This window comes from Micromonospora sp. 050-3 (assembly GCF_046549335.1).
Lineage (GTDB): Bacteria > Actinomycetota > Actinomycetes > Mycobacteriales > Micromonosporaceae > Micromonospora > Micromonospora trifolii.
Genome location: NZ_JAJPVX010000001.1, coordinates 1,904,838 through 1,920,336, shown reverse-complemented (window position 1 = coordinate 1,920,336; position 15,499 = coordinate 1,904,838). Strand labels below are relative to the sequence as shown.

Genomic DNA, 15,499 nt, shown 5'->3' with positions numbered 1-15,499 from the left:
GGTCGGGTGGCCCGGGCGGAGTGCGCGGCAACGCGCTCCGCCCGGGCCGGCGTCGTCAGCTCAGGCCGCTCGCCCACGGGTAGGTCTTGAGGTACGGGTCCGGCGGTACGGGCTTGCCGGAGTTCCACACCTCGGTGATCAGGCCGTCCGCGCCGATCTTGCCGATCCGGGCCGTCTTGGCGATGTGCTGGGTCTTGCCGTCGACGGTGACCAGACCCTCCGGCGCGTCGAAGGTGATCCCGTCCGAGGCGGAGCGGACCTTCTCCACGTCAAAGGCGCCGGCCTTCTCGACCATCGCCTTCCACAGGTGCACGCCGACGTACGCGGCCTCCATCGGGTCGCTGGTCGGCTTGTCCGCGCCGTACTTCGCCTTGTACGCGGCCACGAACTTCGAGTTCGCCGCACCCGGAGTGGTCTGGTAGTAGTTCCAGGCCGTCAGCTGACCCTCCAGGTACTGGGTGCCGATGCCCTTGACCTCTTCCTCGGCGATCGACACCGACACCACCGGCATCGCGGCGGCGGTCAGGCCCGCGGACTTGTACTCCTTGAAGAAGGCCACGTTGCTGTCACCGTTGAGCGTGTTGAACACCGCGTCCGCGCCGGACGATTTGACCTTGTTGACGATGGTGCCGAACTCGGTGGAGCCGAGGGGCGCGTAATCCTCACCCAACACTGTCATCCCGTTCGCGGTCGCGTACGCCTTGATGATTTTGTTGGCGGTCCGCGGAAAGACGTAGTCGCTACCGACCAGATAGACCGACTTCGCGCCCTGCGACTTGAGGTAGTCGAGCCCGGGAACGATCTGCTGGTTGGTCGTCGCTCCGGTGTAGAAGATGTAGGGCGACTGTTCCAGGCCCTCGTACTGCACCGGGTAGAACAGCAACGCCTTGTTCTTCTCGAACACCGGCTTGACCGCCTTGCGGCTGGCCGACGTCCAACAGCCGAAGACGGCGGCCACCCGGTCCTCGGAGATGAGCTTCTCGGCCTTCTCCGCGAAGGTGGGCCAGTCCGAGGCGCCGTCCTCACCGACCGGCTGGATCTTCTTGCCGAGGACACCGCCGGCCGCGTTGATTTCCTCGACGGCGAGCATGATCGAGTCGCGGACGGTGACCTCGCTGATCGCCATGGTCCCGGAGAGCGAGTTGAGCAGGCCCACCTTGACGGTGTCGCCGGAGACGTCGGCGGTGACGCCGGTCGCGCCGCCCTCGTCGGTGGTCTTGCTGCCGCACGCGGTCATCGCGGCCGCGGCGACCAGGGTCATGGCACCCGCCAGGATGCGGCGGCCCCGGAATAATGACATCTACTCTCCCTGCGGTGCACTCAAGTGGCGAAAGGACGGTCGGTGCGGTCCGATGGAGCTGACGTGGGCGATGCCAAGGTCGACGGGTGGACGCCGCGCAGGGCACCGGATCGGATATGGGCAGGGAAAGCGTCGACCGGCATGATTGCGCGGGTGTTTCCCAGTCCTTAATTGACTGTTTCCGCGGGACCGTCGAGGTGCGCACGGAAAACGGCCGACACCGTTGGGGAGGAAACGGTGTCGGCCGTTCGGAAAGACGCAGGATAAGTGCCAGCACAATGGTCGACGGACGAATCCGTCGACGGTGGGCACACATTGGCGAGATCTGACCCCGTGGCCAGATACTTCACGCAGGAAGCATCTTAGGACGGGGTCGGGTGGCGCTGTCAAGGGTCGAGTGGGCCGACTGCACTGCCCGGTTCAGAGTTGGGCGAGCACTGTGAAGTCGAGCCCGTCGGCCTCGGCCAGGTAGATGCGCTGGCGGACGTGCCGCTGACGCAGCCGCAACCGTCCACGCGGCCCGTGGTAGGCGACCGTGTCGGCGGCCGTCTCGATGGCTCGCACATCGAGGGTGCGGGCCTGGCCGATCAGCGCGGCGAGCAGCATGACACCCTCGTAGCAGGACTCCCCCAGGCTGCCCAGCGGCGGGGCCTCCACCCCGAAGCGTCGCGCGAACTCGCCGTGGAAGTCGAGATTCTCCTGTGTCACCAGCCCGGCGAAGAAACCCGCCGTGCTGTACAGCCTCCGGGTCGCGCCGGCGCCGCTGGCCAACAGCATGTTCTCGTCCATCAGGGTGCTCAGCCGAAGGCAGCGCTGATCCAGGCCCGACCGGGCGAACGCGCGGTTGAACCGCACCGCGTCCGCACCGACCAGCAGCATCAACACCGCGTCCGCGTCACTGTGCTCGATGCGGCGCAACACCTCGGTGAAGTCGTGCGCGTCCAACGGCAGGAAGTGCCGGCCCACCACCTGCCCACCGCCGCGCAGCGCGTACCGCTGGGCGGCCCGCGACGTACGGCGCGGCCACACGTAGTCGTTGCCGACCACGAACCAGCGGCGCACGCCCTGCTCGGCGGCGAGCAGCCGCATCGCGGGCCACAGCTGGGCATCAGGTGTCTCGCTGGTCAGGAAGACCCCTTCGGTGCGTTCGCCGCCCTCGTAGAGTGCGGTGTAGACGTACGGCACCCGGTGCGCGACGCGGGGCGCCAACGCCTGGCGCACCGAGGAGATGTGCCACCCCGTCACCCCCTGCACGGCCCCCACCGACACCAACGCCTCGACCTCGGCGGCCACCTCGGCCGGCGGTGCGCCACCGTCGACCGGCACCAGCCGCACCTCCCGGCCCAGCACGCCACCACACCGATTGATCTCCTCCGCCGCGAGCTGCGCGCAGAGCTCACAGGTAGGGCCGAACATGCCGGCCGGCCCGCGCATCGGGTAGACCAGCGCGATGCTGACCACGGCACGGTCGACGGTCAGCCACGGCGGTGCCGGCGCGGACATGAGCACATGATTGCCCGGCCCACCACGGAAGACCAGCGCTCCCCACTGACCGGGACGACTCGCTACCATGACAGGGCCACCGGACCAGGGAGTTTCATGTCAAATGTGCCCGGGGCGCCAGCCGACCTGCTGCGCTCGCTCACCCGCGCCGAACGGCTGCTCTCTCGCCGGCTGGGCGCCGTTCTGGCCGACGACGCGATCAGCATCGAGGCGTGGCGGGTGCTCTGCCTGCTCGCCGACGGCCAGGGCCACCCGATGAGCGAGGTGTCCGCCGAGGCGTCGCTGCCGCCGGGCACCCTCACCAAGCTGATCGACCAGCTCGTCGACCGCAACCTCGTCTTCCGCCGGATCGATCCGATCGACCGCCGGCGGATCCGGGCGTACCTGACCGCCCGGGGCCGCCGCGAGCACGCGCGCCTGGACGAGCGGGTCCGAGCCAGCATCGCCGAACTGGGCATCACGGGGATGGGCGTAGCGGAGACCAGCGAGCCGGGCACGCCCCCGGCCGCCAACCTCGTACGCCAGCTCGACGACCTGATCGGCCGCCTCGACCCGGCCCGGCAACGAGTGCACGCCGACGCGGCCGGCCCACACCGCTGACCTTCTCCCGCTCCTTGCTCCGGGCTCCGGGCTCCGGGCTTCCGGGCGGTCGGGCGTTCGGGCTTGCGGGGCGTTCGGCACGGCCTTGAGCGCGGCCCGACCTCCCACCCCCCACGGCAGAGAGCCTCCGCCGGCCGGCACCGTCGTGCTCTGCACCAACCTGGCCTCGGGAACGGTATCGGCTTCCGAGGCCAATCCCCGCTTGGCCGCCGCGGGTGACACGGGCCAAGACGGCGTCGCGCAGGGCCAAGACGGCATCGCTGCCCGGTGGCGGCTCCTTAGACCGTTAGGTGGGCGCGCAGGGTGTGCGCGTCGGGCGCGGTGGCCGTCCACAGTGTCGCGGGACCGCCGGCCAGCGGTAGCCGGGCGACGCTGCCCTCGGCCGTTGGAGGTTCGGCGGGTCGCGACGGGTCGATCACCAGCAGCGATCCGGTTGCCGGGGCGCCGCCGAGCACCGCCGGGCCGGCCCAGCCCGGCGCGTTCGGGCCCACCGCAAGGGACTGGCGCAGCAGGGGCCGACCCGCGTAGTCGACCTGGGTGTGTACGACGGCACCGCCGGGCACCTCGCCGTACCTGCCGCAGATCAGCTCGTCGCGCCACCGCAGGCTCGCACCGGCGGCCAGTGCGATCCGGGACTCGGCGAGGTGCGCGCAGCCGGCCGCAGCGACCAACTGCTCCGGAAGCCAGTGCAGCGTCGCACCGGCGTGCACCACCGCACGCACCGCCATCCGGGAGACGGCACCCGCGCGACCCGGTAGGGCGATCGACGCGGCGACGCTGTGCACCCGGACGGCCGCGCCCGGCCCGACCTCGATCTCCAGGCGCAGATCGTCCCCGGCGAGCGGTCCGGCCGCCCCGCCGATGAGGTGCACAGTGGCGACACCGCCGTCGGTCGGGGTCTGGCGCAGCAGCAACGGCGTTTCGCCGTGCAACTCGACCAGGGCCGTGCCGCCCCGACCGTCGGCCCTGGCGACCAGCCGAGCGAGCGCTCGCATCAGGCCGGGCCGACCGGCACGGCCAGTGGGTGCAGGGCGGCGTGGTGGGCCAGCTCGTGCCGGATCCAGTCGGCTACCAACGTTGCCGTGGGGTCTCCCACGATGGACAGGAAGAGGGTCGGGAGGTCGCCGCGTCGGGCCCGTGCGTCACGATCCATGACGGCGAGGTCGGCGCCCACCATCGGCGCCAGGTCGGTCTTGTTGATTACGAGAAGGTCGGCGGCGGTGACCCCCGGCCCGCCCTTGCGGGGCACCTTGTCCCCGCCCGCCACGTCGACCACGAAGATCTGCCGGTCGACCAGCCCTCGACTGAAGGTCGCCGTCAGGTTGTCCCCACCGCTCTCCACCAGGACCAGGTCCAAAGGGCCGACCGCCTCGGCCAGTTCGTCGACGGCGTCCAGGTTGGCGCCGATGTCGTCGCGGATCGCGGTGTGCGGGCAGCAACCGGTCTCGACCGCGCGGATCCGGGCCGGGTCCAGCACGCCGGCCCGCCGGAGGAAGTCGGCGTCCTCGGTCGTGTAGATGTCGTTTGTCACCACCCCGAGCCGCAGCTCGTCGGCGAAGGCACGGCAGAGCGCGGCCACCAGGGCCGTCTTGCCGGAACCGACCGGGCCGCCGATGCCGACCCGCAGGGCACGGCCGGCACGCGCCAACGGCGGATGAGGGTCCACCCCCGGCTCCGGGTGGGTGTGCGGAACGGTCTCGTCATGGGGTGGGGTGGCCGGCGGCGGCGTGGTCGGTTCGATGGCGGGCACAGCGCTCGGCACAACGGTGTCAGGACGCAAAGAGACGCACCTCCCAGGTGGCATGGATTTCGGCATGGATGTCGGCGAGTGGAGCGGCGGCCGCCGGCAGCCGCTCCGGTGGATCATCGGCGGCCCGCGCCGCGTCGGCGGCCGTGCCGTCGCAGGCGTCGGCCAGGCCGACCAGCAGGGCCTGCACCTGGTACGGGTCGAGACCGAGCAGACGTACGCCGGCGCTGGCCGCCCCGGTCAGCGTCCCGTACGCCGCGATCATGGCGGTCTCGACGCGGGACAGCCCGGCCGCGGCGCAGAGCAGCCCGAGCACCAGCGGTTGGTGTGGGCCACCGGGCGTCGCGGGCAGGTCGGCGAACGGGGCGTCCGGCCAGATGGACCGGCCGGCACGCAGCAGCGCCCGGCCCTGCCGGCGCGAGACCGCCCGCAACGCCGGGGCGGCGGTACGGGCGTCCAGCTCCGCATCGAGCCGAGACAGCGCGCCCGACCGGGCGGCAGGCTCAACCGGCACCGCCGCTCGGTGGGCGGCCGCCGCGAACGCCGCGCCGACCAGCCCGGCGGTGGCCAACCGGCCGGCCAGGAACGCCTCTAACGAGGCCAGGTCGGTGACCCGACCGGCGGCGACGGCCGCCTCCAGACCACCGGAGTGCGCGTGCGCCCCGGCCGGGAAGCGCCCGTCGGCCAACAGCAACAGCAGGCTCGGCGTCGCCATCAGAACAGGAAGTACCGCTGGGCCATCGGTAGCCGGGTCACCGGGTCCGGCTCCACCACCTGCCCGTCGATCCGCACTGTGAAGGTGTCCGGGTCCACCTCGATACGCGGCATCGCGTTGTTCTCCGGCAGGTCGGCCTTGCCCCGCGACCGCACGTCACTCACCGGCACCACCTGGCGACGCACGTCCAGGCGGAGCCCGGCGTCCAGGGCCGCCGGGGCCACGAAGGCCAGGCTGGTGGCGGCCGCCGCTGCGCCGTACGCCCCGAACATCGGCCTCGGCAGCATCGGCTGCGGTGTCGGGATCGAGGCGTTGGCGTCGCCCATCTGGGCGTACGCGATCATGCCGCCCTTGAGGACCAGGTGCGGCCGGACGCCGAAGAACGCCGGGTCCCAGAGCACCAGGTCGGCGAGCTTGCCCGGTTCGACCGAGCCGACCTCCCGCTCCAGCCCGTTGGCCATCGCCGCGCAGATGGTGTACTTCGCCACGTACCGTCGGGCCCGGTGGTTGTCGGCGGGCCCGTCACCCGGCAGCGCGCCGACCCGGTCCTTCATCACGTGGGCGCTCTGCCAGGTCCGCATGATCACCTCGCCGACCCGGCCCATCGCCTGCGCGTCGGAGCCGATGATCGAGATCGCGCCGAGGTCGTGCAGCAGGTCCTCGGCGGCCATGGTGGACGGTCGGATCCGGCTCTCGGCGAAGGCCAGGTCCTCCGGCACTGACGGGTTGAGATGGTGACAGACCATCAGCATGTCCAGGTGCTCGGCCAGGGTGTTGGCGGTGTACGGCCGGGTCGGGTTCGTCGACGACGGCAGCACGTTCGGTTCGCTGGCCACTGTGATGATGTCCGGCGCGTGCCCGCCACCGGCTCCCTCGGTGTGGTACGAGTGGATCGCGCGCCCGCCGATCGCCCGCAGTGTGTCGGCGACGAACCCGGCCTCGTTGAGTGTGTCGGTGTGGATCGACACCTGGACCCCGGACGCGTCAGCCACCCGCAGGCAGGCGTCGATCGCCGCCGGTGTGGTGCCCCAGTCCTCGTGCAGCTTGAAACCGCCCGCACCGGCCCGCAACTGTTCCCACAGCGCCTCGCTGGAGACGGTGTTGCCCTTGCCGAGCAACAGCACGTTGACCGGCATGGTGTCCAGCGCCTCGTGCATCCGGGCCAGGTGCCAGGCGTTCGGGGTGACGGTTGTGGCGCGGGTCCCCTCGGCCGGCCCGGTGCCGCCGCCGACCATCGTGGTGATGCCACTGGCCAGTGCCTCGGTGACGATCTGCGGGCAGATGAAGTGCACGTGGGTGTCGACAGCGCCAGCGGTGAGGATCCGCCCGTTGCCAGCGATCACCTCGGTCGCCGGGCCGATGACCAGGTCGGGATGGACACCGGGCATGGTGTCCGGGTTGCCGGCCCGGCCGAGCGCCACGATGCGCCCGTCGCGCAGCCCCACGTCGGCCTTGACCACGCCCCAGTGGTCGAGCACCACCGCACCGGTGATGACGGTGTCGAGTGCCCCCTCGGCGCGGGTGGCACGGGACTGCCCCATCGACTCACGGATCACCTTCCCGCCGCCGAAGACCGCCTCGTCACCGCCCACGCAGTGGTCGGTCTCCACCTCGATCAGCAGGTTGGTGTCGGCCAGTCGGATCCGGTCACCGGTCGTCGGCCCGTACAGGTCGATGTAGCGGTCCCGCCGCACGGCGCTCACCGCGGCGACCTGTCGGCCGTGACCGCGTGCGGCGACGGGTCCAACGGTCCCGCGCACTCTGCGCGCAGGCCCGGCACGACGCGTGCGCCGCCGAGCGGAACGAGGTCGACGCTGCGGTTGATGCCCGGCTCGAACCGGACGGAGGTGCCGGCCGGTACGGCGAGCCGCTGCCCCCAGGCCGCGCCCCGGTCGAACGACAGCGCCGGGTTGGCTTCGGCGAAGTGGTAGTGCGAGCCGACCTGTACCGGGCGGTCGGCGGTGTTGACCACGAGCAGTGTGGTCACCGGACGACCCACGTTGATCTCGACCGGGTCGGCCGCCGGGAGGATCTCCCCGGGGATCACGGGATCGGGTGGTGAACAGTCACCAGCTTGGTGCCGTCCGGGAACGTCGCCTCCACCTGCACCTCCCTCAGCAGCTCGGGGATGCCGTCCTGGACGTCGTCACGGCCGAGCACCGCCCGGCCGGCCGACATCAGGTCGACCACCGACCGCCCGTCGCGGGCCCCTTCGAGGAGGAACGCGGTGATCACCGCGACGGCTTCGGGGTAGTTGAGACGCAGGCCGCGTTCGCGGCGGGCGCGGGCGACATCGGCCGCGACGTGGACGAGCAGGCGGTCCTGCTCGTGCGGGCTGAGGAACACGGGGCTCTCCCGGTGGGTCGGCGTGCCCCGGCTCGCTGTCGGCTCCATGCGGAGCCACCCTGGGCCACAGGACCTGGGGACGAGCTGGGAGTCACACGACCGCCGGGTCACCGCCGACGGGGCGACCCGGGACTCCACCATCCCGGCCCGCACGACGGGCAACCGGCGGTGTCGGGTCGGATGCGGACCGCACCGCCCACCGCTGAGCAGACCGTAGAGGATCGCCACCGACGGAGGCAACAGTCCATTGGGGATCGTGTCGGCTGCCGCTGGCTACCGGTACGGCGGCAGGCAGGGGATGATCGCCGGATGACAGCGACGAGGGGTACCCGCGCACTGCTCGGTGTTCTGTTCCTGGCGGTGGCCACGGTCGGGGCGTGGATCCTCTGGCTGGGCTGGGACACCCGGTACACGGTCGATGCGCAGACCGGCGCGAGCAGCGGCCCGTACCAGGCGTGGCAGGTGATCGGCTGCGTGTTGACGCTCGTATTGCTGGCCGCGCTCGCCGGGACGCGGCTCAGCCCGTGGCTGGTGGCGCCGGTGATGACTGTGGCGTTCACGGCGGTCTGGTCGTGGCGGGCCGCCGGGACCGACGACAGCGGGCTGTGGGTGGTCGGGGGGATTCTGGTGCTGATCGGGATGGCGGCCGGCAGCACTGTGGTGAGCCTCGCCGGGCGGCGGATCGGCCGACGGATGGCCGGCCGACCCGCCCAGAGATAACCCATCGCCCCGTGGCACCGAAATGCTACGAAGGGGACGTGCCTGACCCGACAAGCTCCCTTGATGCCACGTCCCTCGAGACTCCGCGGCTGCTGCTGCGCCCCATGCGAAGCGATGATCTGGACGGGTTCGCCGCGGTCAACGCGCAGCCCGAGGTGATGCGCTACATCCATGACGGCCGCACCTTGGACCGGGCCGCGACCGCGGAGCGCCTGGCCACCTATCAGCGGCAGTGGGACGAGCACGGCTTCGGCCTGTACGCGGTGGAAATCAGAGAGACCGGTGAGCTGGCCGGTTTCACCGGACTGGCGGTGCCGACCTTCCTGCCCGAAATCATGCCGGCCGTGGAGATCGGCTGGCGGCTCGGCCGCGCGTACTGGGGTCGGGGGCTGGCCACCGAGGCGGCCCAGGCCGTCGTCACCCACACTCGTGCCGAGCTGTCCCTTCGGCGGCTGGTCAGCATCCACGTCGTCGGCAACGAGGCGTCCGCTCGGGTGATGGTCAAGCTGGGCATGTCGCTGGAGCGCGAGACCGTGCAGCCGGACACCGGCCGCCAGGTCCGGGTCTACGCGATGGACCTGTAAGCGGCCGTGGCGCCGGCTGCCGCGGGTCGACCGGTCAGCGGGCCCCGGCGGGCTCCGGCGCGGGCGTACCGGCGAACGGGACATCGACGTGATCCGCCGTGCCCTGCGGGCCGTCGGGGTGCCGCCACAGCCCTCGGTCGCGCAGGATCGGCAGCACGCCCTCACCGAACCAGTACGCCTCCTCCAGGTGCGGATAGCCGGAGAGGATGAACTCGTCGATGCCGAGCGCGTGGTATTCCGCGATCCGGTCGGCGACCTCGGCGTGGCTGCCCACCAGAGCGGTGCCGGCCCCGCCGCGGACCAGCCCGACGCCCGCCCACAGGTTGGGGGCGATCTCCAGGCCGTCGCGGGAGCCGCCGTGCAGGTCGAGCATGCGGCGCTGCCCCTCGGACTCGCTGCGGCGCAGCCCCTCCTGCACGGCCCGGACGTCGGCCTCGGAGACCCCGTCGAGGAGACGCTGGGCCTGCGCCCAGGCCTGCTCGGTGGTGTCGCGCGCGATGACGTGCAACCGGATGCCGAAGCGCAGCTCCCGCCCGGCGTCGGCGGCCAGCGCCCGGACCCGCTCCAGTTTGTCGGCGACCAGGGCCGGCGGCTCGCCCCAGGTGAGGTAGACGTCGCTGTGCCGCACCGCCACCGGGAGGGCGGCGGCGGAGGACCCACCGAAGTAGACCGGCGGCACCGGGTCGGGCAGCCGGTGCAGCCGTGCCTGTTCGACGCGGACGTGGGTGCCGTCGTGGTCGACGGTCTCGCCGCGCCACAGCGCACGCACCACGTGCAGGAATTCGTCGGCCCGCGCGTACCGGGCGTCCTTGTCCAGGAAGTCGCCGTAGGCCCGCTGCTCCTGCGACTCGCCACCGGTGACCACGTTGAGCAGCAGCCGGCCTCGGGACAGGCGCTGGAAGGTCGAGGCCATCTGGGCGGCGAGCGTGGGGGCCAGCAGCCCGGGCCGGAAGGCGACCAGGAACTTGAGACGCTCGGTCACCTCGGTGAGCATCGCGGTGCTGAGCCAGGCGTCCTCGCACCAGGCGCCGGTCGGGGTGAGCGCGCCGACGAAGCCGAGTTGCTCGGCGCTGCGGGCGATCTGCCCGAGGTACGCCACGCTGGCCGGGCGGGCGCCTCCGGCGGCGCCGGTCGGTACGCCGTGGCCGCCGCCGACGATGTCCCGGCTGTCGCCGTTGGTGGGCAGGAACCAGTGGAAGGTGAGGGTCATCGGGGCTCTTTCCTCCAGCGGGGGCGGTCGGCGCACGCGGCTAGGCGGGCACCTCCTGAGGGGTGGGACGATCCCGCCGACAGCCTACCCATAAAACCTACCGGGTTAGTAGGCTACTGCCGGCGCCGACACCTGTCGATGCGTCACTGTCCGCCTGCCCCGACCCGAGGAGCCGCCATGCCCAGCCCGTCGACGAGCCGTCCCCCGCATCGCCGCCTCCTGACGGCCGTGCTCACCACCGTGGCGTTGTTCGCCACGGTCGCGGTGAGCGCGTGCGGCGGGTCCGCCGATGCGGGCGGCAGCGCGGACAAGCTCCGGATCGGCTACCAGCGCTTCGGCGGGCTGAGCCTGGTCAAGGCGCGCGGCGCCGCACCGGATGTCGAGTGGTCGCTGTTCGAGAGCGGCCCGGCGCTCACCGAGGCGCTCAAGGCCGGCTCCATCGACATCGGACAGGTCGGCGAGGCGCCGCCCGTCTTCGCCGCCGCCGGGAGGATCCCGTTCTCCGTCATCGGCACCTCGGCGCCGATCCCGCAGGGTGAGGCCGTGCTGGTCAAGGCCGACCGGGGCTACCGCAGCTTCGCCGACCTCAAGGGCAAGACGGTCGCCCTCAACAAGGGGTCCAACGTGCACTGGCTGCTGGTGCGGCTGTTGGAGGCGAACAACATGACGCTGAAGGACATCCAGGTCAAGTACCTCAAGCCCGCCGAGGGGCGGCCCGCGTTCGACGGTGGGCAGATCGACGCCTGGGTGATCTGGGACCCGTACTTCGCCCTGGCCGAGCAACCGGGGGTCCAGGTGCTCGCCGACGCGACCGGCCTGGCCAGCAACCGCGAGTACGTCCTGGCCACGCCCCGGGCGCTCGACAAGCGGACGGACGACATCCGGGCGTTCCTGCAGCGCTACCGCGAGGTGACCGACTGGGGCATCGCCCACCCCGAGGAGCGAGCCAGCACCCTCGCGCCGGAGCTGAAGATCCCGCAGGACGTCACCAGCCGCGCCCTGGCCCGCAGCGCCAGGCCCCTTGCCCCGGTCACCCCGGCCATCGGCGACGAGCTTCAGGCGATCACCGACAGCTTCATCGCCCTGGAACTCATCCCGGGGCCGGTCGACCTCCGATCCCGGGTCGACGACCGGTTCAGCGCGGTGTTCCAGTGAGTCGTACGAGCCTCGTCGAGGCGCCCGACGAGGTAGCGGCGGCGGTGCCGGTCGTACCCCGTCGTCAGCGGCCGGCCCGGCGCTGGCGGCGGGTGGTGAGCCCGGTGGTGCTGGTCCTCGGGTGGGAGTTGGCCGCACGGACCGGGCTGCTGGCGGCCGAGAAGCTGCCCGCGCCCAGCGACGTCCTGGCCACCGGCTGGCGGCTGAGCCGGGACGGGACGCTCGGCATCCACCTGTTGGACTCCCTCACCCGGGCCGGGGCGGGCCTGCTGATCGGCGGTCTCCTGGCCCTGGTCCTGGGCACCGTTGCCGGGCTGCTGCGGCTCGGTGACGACCTGGTCGACCCGCCGGTGCAGATGGCCCGGATGCTGCCGCACCTAGGGCTGGTCCCGTTGCTGATCATCTGGGTCGGCATCGGCGAATCGCTCAAGATCAGCCTGGTGGCTCTGGGCGCGTTCTTCCCCATCTACTTCAACACCTACGCCGGCATCCGGGACATCGACGAGCGGCTGGTGGAGGCCGCCCGTACGTGTGGTCTGGGCCAGGCCGCCCGACTGCGACACGTGGTGCTGCCCGGCGCGCTGCCGTCCCTCTTTCTCGGCCTACGGCTGGCGATCGGGGCGGCCTGGCTCAGCCTGGTCGTCGGCGAACAGGTCAACGCCCAGACCGGGATCGGCTTTCTGATGATGGAGGCGCGAGAGTTCAGCCAGACCGACGTGGTGGTGCTCGGCCTGCTCGTCTACGCCCTGCTCGGGCTGATATCCGACCTTGCGCTGCGCGTCCTGGAGAGGAGGATGTTGACATGGCGTCGCGGACTGCGGGCGACCTGAACGGCGCCGAGCCGGTGCTCACCGCCCACGCGGTGCGCCGAGCGTTCGGGCCGACGGTCGTGCTGGCCGGGGTCGACCTGACCATCGCTCGCGGTGAGGTGGTGGCCCTACTGGGCGGCAGCGGTTCCGGCAAGAGCACGCTGCTGCGGATTCTCGCCGGGTTGGACGGCGAGGCAGGCGGGACGAGCGTCGTGCACGGCACCGCCGCCGTGGTCTTTCAGGAGCACCGGTTGCTGCCGTGGAAACGCGTGGCGGAGAACGTGGGGCTCGGGCTGTCCGGCGCCGACAGCCCGGGGCGGATCCGACGGGCGCTGGCCGAGGTCGGTCTGGCCGAGCGGGATCGCGCCTGGCCGGCCGAGTTGTCCGGTGGGCAGGCGCAGCGGGTGGCAGTGGCGCGGGCCCTGGTCCGCGAACCGGACCTGCTGCTGCTCGACGAGCCGTTCGGCGCCCTGGACGCGCTGACCCGACTGCGGATGCAGATCCTGCTGCGCCGGCTGCGCACCGAGCACGGCTTCGCCGCACTGCTGGTCACCCATGACGTGGAGGAGGCGCTGCTGCTCGCCGACCGGATCCTGCTCCTCGACGAGGGCCGCATCGCCGCGGAACTGCCCGTCGACCTCGGCCCCACCCGTACGCCGGACGACCCGGCCTTCGGCGCGCTGCGCCGCCACCTGCTCGACCGACTCGGCGTTCCCACCACCTGACGAGCGGAGCTGCGATGACCCGCTGGACCCCCGACCCCACGTTCTACCCCTCGCCCCGCGAGGCGGTGACCGCACCGGCGGAGAAGCTCGCCTACGTGGCGGCCTTCGACCGGACGGCCACCCGTCCGGACGCCATCGTGGTGCTGGACACCGACCCCGACTCCCCCGACTACGGCCGGGTCGTCGGCTGGACCGACCTGCCGTACGTCGGTGACGAGCTGCACCACTTCGGCTGGAACGCGTGCAGCAGCGCGCTCTGCCCGACCGCCCCGCACCCGCACGTCGAGCGGCGCTACCTGATCGTGCCCGGCCTGCGGTCGTCGCGCATCCACGTGCTCGACACCCAGCCCGATCCGCGCCAGCCGCAGATCGTCAAGGTGATCGGGGCGGAGGAGCTGGCGAAGCGGGCCGGCTACTCGCGGCCACACACGGTGCACTGCGGCCCGGACGGCATCTACCTCTCCGCCCTCGGCGGCGCGGACGGCGCGGAGGGCCCGGGTGGTATCGCCATCCTCGACCACACCACGTTCGAGGTACGCGGGGCGTGGGAGGCCGACCGGGGGCCGCAGTTCCTGGCGTACGACGTGTGGTGGCACCTGACCCAGGACGTGCTGGTCACCAGCGAGTGGGGCACGCCGTCGATGATCGAGGACGGCATCATCGGCGAGTTGCTGCTGGGTCGACGCTACGGGCACGCCATCCACTTCTGGGACCTGGCGAAACGTCGGCACGTCCAACGAGTCGATCTCGGCGACCAGTATCAGATGCCGCTGGAGCTGCGGCCGGCGCACGATCCGACGAAGTCGTACGGGTTCGTCGGGGTGGTGATCAGCGTCGAGGACCTGTCCGCCTCGATCTGGCTCTGGCACCGTGACGGGGACGCCTGGGCGGTCACCAAGGTGATCGACATCCCGGCCGAGCCGGCCGATCCGGGGGCCCTGCCCGACCTGCTCAAGCCGTTCGGGGCGGTGCCGCCGCTGGTGACCGACATCGACCTGTCGGTCGACGACAGGTTCCTCTACGTCTCCTGCTGGGGCACCGGCGAGCTGCGTCAGTACGACGTCAGCGATCCGCTGCACCCGGTGCAGACGGGCTCGGTGCACCTCGGCGGGATCGTCCGCCGGACGGCGCACCCGTCGGCGCCGGACGAGGCGTTGGCCGGTGGCCCGCAGATGGTGGAGGTCAGCCGGGACGGCCGGCGGGTCTACGTCAGCAATTCGCTCTACGGGGCGTGGGACGACCAGTTCTACCCCGACGGGGTGGGTGCCTGGCTGGCCAAGCTCGACGTCGACGTGGACGCCGGCGGGCTCACCCCGGATGAGCGGTTCTTTCCGCACGGGGACGAGTTCCGGGGCCTGCGGGTGCACCAGACCCGGTTGCAGGGCGGGGACGCCTCCTCCGACTCGTACTGCTATCCGTGACCGTCACCACACTGGCGACGCTCGCCGCGCTCGGCGCCTTCCATGGTCTGAACCCGGCGATGGGTTGGTTGTTCGCGGTGGCCCGGGGCCTTCAGGAGCGCCGCCGGCTGGCGTTGCTGGGCGCCCTGCCGCCGATCGCGGCGGGGCATCTCGCCTCGGTGGCCATCGTCGCCGCGTTGGTCGCCGCCACCCGGTCGGTGACGGCGAGCAGTGCCCTCGCTGTGGTCGGTGGTGTGGTGCTCGTGGCCTTCGGGCTGTGGCGGCTGCTCTCCGAGCGGCACTTCCGCTGGGCGGGAATGCGGCTGTCGGCGGCGCAGCTCACCGCCTGGTCGTTCCTGATGTCGTCGGCGCACGGGGCGGGGCTGATGCTGTTGCCGGTGCTGGTGGCCCAGCCGGTGCCCGGGGGTCACTCCGGGCACCTGGCCGCCGCACCGGTGGGTGCGCTGTCCGGCCTCGCGGCGGCCGGGGTGCACACAGTGGCCATGCTCGGCGTCGCCCTGGCGGTGGCGCTGCTGGTCTACCAGGTCTTCGGGGTCGGTGTGCTGCGTCGGGCGTGGTTCAACGTGGACCGGCTTTGGGCCGGGGTGCTGGTGGCCGCGGGGTTGGTGACGCTGATCCGGGCGTGACCATCCATCGTGGAAACGTGTGATGTGTGATCTCATGT

Annotated in this window: 17 protein-coding genes; 8 read left to right on the top strand and 9 right to left on the bottom strand. The window is 71.8% G+C overall.

Translation table 11 applies throughout. The annotated features are described in order from the left end of the window. Positions 1–55: 55 nt before the first annotated feature. Complete coding sequence (urtA, locus tag ACLJOK_RS08650; protein ID WP_410817442.1) at positions 56–1,300, bottom strand: urea ABC transporter substrate-binding protein; 1,245 nt, start codon at positions 1,298–1,300, stop codon at positions 56–58. Positions 1,301–1,720: 420 nt separating this feature from the next. Beyond that, complete coding sequence (locus tag ACLJOK_RS08645; protein WP_410817440.1) at positions 1,721–2,803, bottom strand: substrate-binding domain-containing protein; 1,083 nt, start codon at positions 2,801–2,803, stop codon at positions 1,721–1,723. 96 nt (positions 2,804–2,899) lie between these two features. On the opposite strand from ACLJOK_RS08645, the gene ACLJOK_RS08640 reads away from it, so the two are divergent. Next, on the top strand, positions 2,900–3,403 hold the full coding sequence (locus ACLJOK_RS08640) for a MarR family winged helix-turn-helix transcriptional regulator (protein WP_410817439.1): 504 nt from the start codon (positions 2,900–2,902) through the stop codon (positions 3,401–3,403). Between the two features lie 278 nt (positions 3,404–3,681). Here ACLJOK_RS08640 and ACLJOK_RS08635 read toward each other — a convergent pair whose 3' ends face one another. From ACLJOK_RS08635 to ACLJOK_RS08610, 6 genes are read right to left on the bottom strand one after another with little or no spacing between them, the layout of a single operon-like run. After that, on the bottom strand, positions 3,682–4,398 hold the full coding sequence (locus ACLJOK_RS08635) for an urease accessory protein UreD (RefSeq protein ID WP_410817438.1): 717 nt from the start codon (positions 4,396–4,398) through the stop codon (positions 3,682–3,684). Next, complete coding sequence (ureG, locus tag ACLJOK_RS08630; RefSeq protein ID WP_410817437.1) at positions 4,398–5,183, bottom strand: urease accessory protein UreG; 786 nt, start codon at positions 5,181–5,183, stop codon at positions 4,398–4,400. The genes ACLJOK_RS08635 and ureG overlap by 1 nt, the downstream gene beginning before the upstream one ends. Further along, entirely contained in the window at positions 5,173–5,865 is a 693-nt protein-coding gene (locus ACLJOK_RS08625) for an urease accessory protein UreF (protein WP_410817436.1), read from the bottom strand. Before ACLJOK_RS08625 ends, ureG begins: the two co-directional genes overlap by 11 nt. Then, on the bottom strand, positions 5,865–7,568 hold the full coding sequence (locus ACLJOK_RS08620; protein ID WP_410817435.1) for an urease subunit alpha: 1,704 nt from the start codon (positions 7,566–7,568) through the stop codon (positions 5,865–5,867). The genes ACLJOK_RS08625 and ACLJOK_RS08620 overlap by 1 nt, the downstream gene beginning before the upstream one ends. Next, complete coding sequence (locus tag ACLJOK_RS08615) at positions 7,565–7,912, bottom strand: urease subunit beta (protein WP_410817433.1); 348 nt, start codon at positions 7,910–7,912, stop codon at positions 7,565–7,567. Before ACLJOK_RS08615 ends, ACLJOK_RS08620 begins: the two co-directional genes overlap by 4 nt. Next, positions 7,909–8,259 carry an urease subunit gamma gene (locus tag ACLJOK_RS08610; protein ID WP_410817431.1) on the bottom strand — a complete coding sequence of 117 codons (351 nt, stop codon included), beginning with the start codon at positions 8,257–8,259 and terminating at the stop codon, positions 7,909–7,911. Before ACLJOK_RS08610 ends, ACLJOK_RS08615 begins: the two co-directional genes overlap by 4 nt. A gap of 261 nt (positions 8,260–8,520) precedes the next feature. Between ACLJOK_RS08610 and ACLJOK_RS08605 the strand changes: the two genes are divergently transcribed. Then, complete coding sequence (locus tag ACLJOK_RS08605; RefSeq protein WP_410817430.1) at positions 8,521–8,931, top strand: hypothetical protein; 411 nt, start codon at positions 8,521–8,523, stop codon at positions 8,929–8,931. Between the two features lie 11 nt (positions 8,932–8,942). Then, on the top strand, positions 8,943–9,515 hold the full coding sequence (locus tag ACLJOK_RS08600) for a GNAT family N-acetyltransferase (protein WP_410817429.1): 573 nt from the start codon (positions 8,943–8,945) through the stop codon (positions 9,513–9,515). A 34-nt stretch (positions 9,516–9,549) separates the two neighbouring features. Here the strand turns inward: ACLJOK_RS08600 and ACLJOK_RS08595 are convergent, their stop codons facing one another. Beyond that, positions 9,550–10,725 carry an LLM class flavin-dependent oxidoreductase gene (locus ACLJOK_RS08595; RefSeq protein ID WP_410817428.1) on the bottom strand — a complete coding sequence of 392 codons (1,176 nt, stop codon included), beginning with the start codon at positions 10,723–10,725 and terminating at the stop codon, positions 9,550–9,552. A gap of 177 nt (positions 10,726–10,902) precedes the next feature. Between ACLJOK_RS08595 and ACLJOK_RS08590 the strand changes: the two genes are divergently transcribed. Genes ACLJOK_RS08590 through ACLJOK_RS08570 form a run of 5 tightly spaced genes read left to right on the top strand, consistent with a single transcriptional unit; the run spans position 10,903 to position 15,461 of the window. Then, positions 10,903–11,880 (top strand): aliphatic sulfonate ABC transporter substrate-binding protein, encoded by a 978-nt coding sequence (locus ACLJOK_RS08590; RefSeq protein ID WP_410817427.1) that lies wholly within the window; start codon positions 10,903–10,905, stop codon positions 11,878–11,880. Beyond that, complete coding sequence (locus tag ACLJOK_RS08585) at positions 11,877–12,710, top strand: ABC transporter permease subunit (protein WP_410817425.1); 834 nt, start codon at positions 11,877–11,879, stop codon at positions 12,708–12,710. Before ACLJOK_RS08590 ends, ACLJOK_RS08585 begins: the two co-directional genes overlap by 4 nt. After that, positions 12,683–13,414, top strand: a complete 732-nt coding sequence (locus ACLJOK_RS08580) for an ABC transporter ATP-binding protein (RefSeq protein WP_410817424.1) — start codon at positions 12,683–12,685, stop codon at positions 13,412–13,414. Before ACLJOK_RS08585 ends, ACLJOK_RS08580 begins: the two co-directional genes overlap by 28 nt. A 14-nt stretch (positions 13,415–13,428) precedes the next feature. Further along, the gene (locus ACLJOK_RS08575) at positions 13,429–14,835 is read left to right on the top strand and encodes a selenium-binding family protein (RefSeq protein WP_410817423.1); all 1,407 of its coding nucleotides are present in this window, start codon (positions 13,429–13,431) and stop codon (positions 14,833–14,835) included. Beyond that, positions 14,832–15,461, top strand: a complete 630-nt coding sequence (locus ACLJOK_RS08570; RefSeq protein WP_410817422.1) for a hypothetical protein — start codon at positions 14,832–14,834, stop codon at positions 15,459–15,461. Before ACLJOK_RS08575 ends, ACLJOK_RS08570 begins: the two co-directional genes overlap by 4 nt. The last annotated feature ends 38 nt before the right edge of the window (positions 15,462–15,499 follow it).